Origin of the sequence: Shewanella sp. (genome assembly GCF_051658185.1) — a bacterium.
In the GTDB taxonomy this organism is placed as follows: Bacteria; Pseudomonadota; Gammaproteobacteria; order Enterobacterales; family Shewanellaceae; genus Shewanella.
On the sequence record NZ_JBOFMC010000169.1, the window covers coordinates 1 to 3,722 of the forward strand.

The 3,722-nt window shown below is 50.2% G+C and carries 3 protein-coding genes; 1 reads left to right on the plus strand and 2 read right to left on the minus strand.

Going from position 1 to position 3,722, the window contains the following annotated elements; translation table 11 throughout:
• Positions 1–373: 373 nt before the first annotated feature.
• Entirely contained in the window at positions 374–1,267 is an 894-nt protein-coding gene (locus tag ACRCZA_RS06955) for an MBL fold metallo-hydrolase (protein ID WP_438673728.1), read from the minus strand.
• 136 nt (positions 1,268–1,403) lie between these two features.
• On the opposite strand from ACRCZA_RS06955, the gene ACRCZA_RS06960 reads away from it, so the two are divergent.
• On the plus strand, positions 1,404–2,354 hold the full coding sequence (locus ACRCZA_RS06960) for a GlxA family transcriptional regulator (RefSeq protein ID WP_438673729.1): 951 nt from the start codon (positions 1,404–1,406) through the stop codon (positions 2,352–2,354).
• A 122-nt stretch (positions 2,355–2,476) separates the two neighbouring features.
• On the opposite strand, the gene ACRCZA_RS06965 is transcribed toward ACRCZA_RS06960, so the two are convergent.
• Positions 2,477–3,676, minus strand: a complete 1,200-nt coding sequence (locus ACRCZA_RS06965) for an ABC transporter permease (protein ID WP_438673730.1) — start codon at positions 3,674–3,676, stop codon at positions 2,477–2,479.
• Between the last annotated feature and the right edge of the window lie 46 nt (positions 3,677–3,722).

Here is a 3,722-nt window from a genome sequence, read left to right on the forward strand (position 1 = left end):
AAAGCGTTAAAGGCCCGCGCTAACGATCTGAATGCTCAGGTCGCGACCTTTATTTTGTAACACGAGGCTTAAGCCGCTAAGCCCAATTAAGCTCATGCTTTTTGGGCGGGTTATCAAGCCAACGGTTATCAAGCGAGGCTTTACCGAACTGGTATTTACCGAACTGGTATTTACCGAACTGGTATTTACCGAGCTGGGCTTATCGAGCAGGGCTTTATCAAACGGGTAGTTGCCAAGATAAGCCTTCAGTCGGGCCATGATGAAAGTGGCCGTAAACTTGCTCGAGTCGTTAACATAACAAAAGGCGCTTAGGCGCCTTTTTTGTTAGTGGACAGTTCGCCCTCCCGTGATATAAGAGGGCGATAACCGCGGGTTATAACGGCAAAGATTCGCCATCTTCAGGGATCAACACCTGCTGTGCCACCCCTGCTTGTTGCACAAATTGTCTTAATTCCTGACGACTTAAGGCGGCATGGTTCACCGTATCCATGTGGACGGCAATAATCTTGGCTTGAGGAGCCCGCTCAATCGTGCGCAGCGTATCTTGTTTGCCCATGATAATTGAACCTGCTAAGCCCTCCATCTGTGCATCACCGGTGTTCAGTACCACCACCTCTGGCTTAAATGTATCGAGCGTATCCTCTACTTGCTTGCGCCAAATGGTGTCGCCAGCAAAATACACTGTATGGTAATTATCGGCTTGCAGCACAACGCCCATCGCTTCTCCAAGCGCTTTGCCTAATTCTGGGATAGCATACATTGCATCCGTACCATGCTGTCCTCCGGTTTTGGTTAAGTGAATGCCGTTAAATTGCGCTGTTGCACTTAATACCCGCACATCTTTAAATCCCTGAGCGCGAATCGTGTTGGCATCTTCTGCATGTTGAACAAATATCGGCATCGTTTTGGGTAAAACTTGCTGTGCCACATCATCCCAATGATCAAGGTGAGTATGGGTGACAATAATCGCATCGACATCGTCAATAATGGCCGCAACCGATATCGGTAACTCCACCATAGGGTTACGGATCTCACTGCGGTAAGTCCCCGCAAAACCGGGGAAGGCATCTTTCTTCGATAGCATAGGATCGATCAGAAACGTGGTATCACCAAAGGTGATCTTAGACGTCGCATTACGGATATGCTGAAAGTGGATTGGCTGGGATGCCGGGCGGATATTTGGCGCCGTTTCGGCAACGGTATCAGTACTGTTCACTATGGCTGCCAACCCTAAGGCCAGCAGGGTCATCATCGTGGTGCTTTTCATATTGTCTCTCTTTAATGGTTGACGAATACGGAGCATTATTCACGAGATTGACCAGAGAAAATATTGACCCAAATGACAAATATCGAAACAATTGGGCCAAATCGCGCGTTAACTTTTTTGGATGTGAGTGCTCAATATGCAGATCCCTACCGTAGCTTTGGTGCTTTATCCACATTTCAGCATGTTCCATGTCGCTGTACCTCAAGCCGTTTTCTCGGTCATGCCCGATGGTGTGCCTATTTTTAATTTGCAGATAGTGTCGGTCGATGGTCAGTTACAGCATACCGAAGATCGGGTGACCATAGTGCCTGATGGAGGGCTTGCGTTACTCGAGTCGGCTGACATCATCGTCATCCCGGGCTGGCACGAACTCGACTGCCTGCCCACAACGGCGTTAATTGACGCCTTAACACGTGCCCACAAACGCGGCGCCATGGTAGTCGGACTATGCTATGGCGCTTATGCGTTAGCCTACTCAGGACTCTTAGATAACAAAGAGGCGGCCACACATTGGATGGCCGAGGCGGATTTCACGCAACGTTTCCCAACTATCCAGCTCAATACCAATGCACTTTATGTTGAAAGTGACCATATAGTGACATCTGCAGGGACGGCGGCAGCATTAGATTGTTGTTTGTATATCGTGAGATCTTGCTATGGGACAAAAATCGCCAATAAAGTGGCTCGGATCTTAGTGGTCCCCCCGCACCGAGAGGGAGGCCAAGCGCAATTTATTGCGCAACCAGTTCCAAGCTCAACGCCCGATATTGAAGTGAATCGCTTACTGGAGCACCTACGTGAAAATCTCCACCAGCAATATTCTATTGCTGAGTTAGCCGAGCGATTATTTATGAGTCGGCGAACCTTTACTCGGTATTTTAACAAAGCGACCGGTATGTCATTTGGCAAATGGCTTGTGGGTGCCCGCCTGCAGCGCAGCCTTGAACTACTTGAAAGCACCACGCTTTCAGTCGAAAAAATAGCTGAAATGGTGGGCTTTAACACCGCCACCTCTTTTAGGCAGCACTTTAATCAACGCTTTCAAGTTAGCCCAACCTCTTGGCGTAAAACCTTCAGTGGCAACTGACAAAGCCACAGCTATTGAGCACCGCAGGCCGCCAAAACTGCGGCTACCAGCACGCATATAACGCCATATAAGACAAATTAGGGGCAAACCGTGTTCAATTGAGCGGGCGCAATGCTGCGGAATTAACGGCATTCACTAAGGCGATGTTGCGCCAATAGCCCATGTAAACGCCGCCTTACCCCGAATATCGCTAGGCCAAAAAACAGCGCAAAAAGCCCCCAAAGTTGTAGCCATTTAGGCAGCACACTCGCCCAACTGGCCCCCATTTGATTCAGCTCTAACATGCCCATAATCGCCGGGACGGCGGGGATCAATTGCGAGCCAAGCACTAAAGGCTCAGGGATCAGCGCGATAGGCCAGACAAAGCCCGACACAAACAAAATCGGCATGGAGATCAGCAGTAACACCTGCGTCGGTAAATCGCGGCGGCTAAACAGGGTGCTTAACGCCACCCCCGCAGCGGCGCTCGCCAGTAAAAACGGCAGTAGCCACAGCGCTACCATCCCAAAACTGGCTTGAATACTCACCTGATACCAGTGGTAACAGTAGCCCACATAAAAACTCGTAAATACAAGATAAATCAATAAAAAAGCGATAATCCGCCCGCAGACCAATTGCACGGGCGACACCCGATGCCAATAGCCATGCTTGCGCCATTGCCCTGCGCCTAAGATGCCAGTGCCGATAAGTAAGGTTTGATGCAAGATCAGCAAAAACAGCCCCGGCACCACATAGGGCGTATAGCCAAGGCTTGGGTTAAAGGCCGGCACGCTATTTAATTTGAGCGAATGTAAACTGCCCTCGGCCTGTTTGGGATTTTGCCCTTGGGCGAGCATTCCGAGCAATTGCACCTGTTTACCCGCATCCATGCCGGCACTGACGAGGCCTTCGGCAACCGCCGAATAAATTAAAAAGTAACTGGCATCGCCGCCATAGCTTAAGGTCACCCCTTTACCGAGCAATAAATCCCGGCGAAAACCGGCGGGGATCACCAGTAACCCGTGGGCCTTGCCAGTTTCGATAAACTGCTTCGCTGCTGTTATCGAGCCTACTTGGCCGATCACTTGGATTTTGGCGCTGGCGTCTGCATGGCGGATCAGCTGGCGACTGAGGGAAGAATGATCAAGATCCACCACAATCAATTGCTGCTCGGTAGGCACTTGATGCAAATAGGGCAACGGATACAACACCGAATAAAACAGCACGCCGCCAAACAAGGTCACGGCAATCGCTTTATCGCTGACAATCGCTTTAAGCTCGCAGATCACTAACTGCCACAGGCTCAATACGGCGGCAGGTGTGTTGATATTAGGCAAACTCATTCTCGCCCCTTAGCGGCTATTGCTGCAGAGTGCACATCATTCGCCA